This window comes from Arthrobacter sp. JCM 19049, assembly GCF_001310435.1.
Genome location: NZ_BAXF01000355.1, coordinates 1 through 2,291, shown reverse-complemented (window position 1 = coordinate 2,291; position 2,291 = coordinate 1). Strand labels below are relative to the sequence as shown.

Genomic DNA, 2,291 nt, shown 5'->3' with positions numbered 1-2,291 from the left:
TGCGACACGCCCAGAAATCAGATCAACGGCAATGCTGCCCTACACCCTCGATTGCGAAGAGCCGTTTAACGGCCGCGGGCCACCGCTGCCTCCAGAGGAAGAAGGCAGCGGTGGCCCGCGGCGGTGCGTACTTGGCGCCTGGTCAGCCGCGTGGCGGGCGCAGGAAGCCGGTAAACCGGCCGGCCACCTGGCCGGCCTCCGGTGAGACGATGACCTCCTGGGCGGCCGGGTAGCTGCTTTCACCGTCCTGGACCACCAGTTCGGCATCCGGCTGCACATTGCGGCGCAGCGTGGCCAGGGCAATCGGCCCAGCCTCGTAGTGCAATGCCACCGAGGTGACCCGGCCGACAACCCGTTCCCCGTCCTTGACCGGTGAACCGGGCGCAGGCAGGGTATGCATGGACCCGTCCAGGTGCAGCATCGCCAGGCGACGCGGCGGATGACCCAGGTTGTGAACCCGGGCAATGGTTTCCTGGCCCTTGTAGCAGCCCTTGTTCAGGTGCACCGCGGTACGCAGCCAGTCCAGTCGTGCGGGATGCTCTTGTCATCGGTGTCCACGATGAACCGCGGCTCCCAGGCCGCGATGCGAAGCGCCTCCACCGCCATGGTCCCGGCCAGGGGCAGGTCCCCGACCAGGGAGGCCAGCTGCTCCAGCGGCACGATGTATTCAAGCCAGGGCCGTTCCAGGCCCGGGTGCTCCCCGGTGGAGTATGCATGTCCCCCGCCGATCACATTCGGCCAGGGGTTCTCCCACACCACATCGCCCAGTTCGGGGCGCGGCCTGGTGCTGGCAATGACCCCGTGGGTGTTTGAACAATCCACGACTTCAACCCGGGACATGAACCGCATCGAGTTCAGGTACTCGGCCAGCGGTTCGCCGCGCCCGGGCTCCGCGATGATCCACAACAGGTCGTCGGCGGCCAGGATTTTCAGCTCATGCTCCACCCGGCCCTGGACGCTCAACAGCAGGCTTTGGGTGCTCTGCCCCGGCTTCACGTCGCTCAAGCGCTGGCTGCTGATGGTGTCCAGCCACGTCAAGCGGTCTTCGCCGCGCAGCTGCAGGATGTCCAGGTGGCTCAGGTCCGCCACCGCGGTACCGTCGAAGAGGCTGCGGGCCTCGCGGGTCGGTGCCCCGTAGTGGGCGGCAACCCCGGCATCCACGCCGGAGGCCTCCACGGCCCCGTCACGCTGCAGCAGAACCGAAGTGTACTTTTTGCTCATTCCTGGTTTCCGTCTTCTCCCGCTTGGCCGGGCTCGGTCTGGCCGACCCGTTTCAGGGCCGCCGACGCGTGGGCCTTCAAATCGCTATCGCCCTGTGAGACGTCCCAACGCCAGAACAGGTCCCCGCCCACCAGCGTAGATGCGGGTCGAGGAGGCGTAGGGCTTGGAGTTTTCGCTGCGCAGCAGGGCCTCGGTCGCCAGCTGAATGCGCGGGCCGTTGATGACCCCGTAGTACAGCTCGCTGAGACCGCCGGATGGTTGATGCTGGCCTGGATCTTGAAACCGTCTTCGGTGCGCAGCTTCTCGACATCGTCGGCCGAGCGCAGCACCGGGAACGGGTCGCCGGGAGTCATGCCCGGGCCAGGGTCGGCGGCTTCCTGCTTGCGGTCCAGGGACCAGAAGCCGGACTCGACGGCCAGGGGGCGCAGCCGGGTGCCTTCGGCATCGGTGAGAGGATTCGCTGCGGTACTCCAGGTAGGGCAGACCGGTGTCCCGGAAGGTCACCTGCTGCCAGAAGTGCTCGTCATCTGCTTCGCCTTCGCCCAGCTTGCCCGAGCCTTCCCAGACACCGATCAGCCAGGACAGCGGAACGAGTTCCGGGGTGAGATCCGTGGGAATTTCAATAGCCATAACGGCGCTCGCTTTCCGTGGATGTAAATGAAAGAGGCGCACACCCTGCGGTGTGCGCCTTTCCTACTTCTGCCCCTTGAAAAGGCGCTTGACAACCAGTCCGGCGAAACCGGCCATGCCCAGACCGGCAACGGTCAGCAGCGCCAGGTAGAAGATCTCTAGTGCAAGGTAATTTTCGTTCATGGCTCCATCCTAGCGCGCCGCGGGCGCAGGTTACTTAATCAACGAGAGGCGAATCACGTGCCCTCCGTCATTTCCGATTCAGACCTGCCCGAGCACCTGCATGGCGTACCAGCTCAGCGACCCGGTCAACAGCAGGATCAGCGTGGATACGGCGAGCATGTCCTCCACCCGCTTCACCGCCCGGCTGGCCAGGGTGATGGCCCGCAGGCAGCCCACCAGCACTCCGGCGAGCGCACCAATCAGCAGGCAGTGTACCA

General features: G+C 65.6%; 2 pseudogenes. Both read right to left on the bottom strand.

From position 1 onward, the window contains the following. Positions 1-142 precede the first annotated feature (142 nt). Positions 143-1,221 (bottom strand): annotated as a pseudogene (locus tag JCM19049_RS12080) (folate-binding protein YgfZ). Then, positions 1,218-1,851, bottom strand: a pseudogene (locus tag JCM19049_RS20635) (FABP family protein). Before JCM19049_RS20635 ends, JCM19049_RS12080 begins: the two co-directional pseudogenes overlap by 4 nt. Between the last annotated feature and the right edge of the window lie 440 nt (positions 1,852-2,291).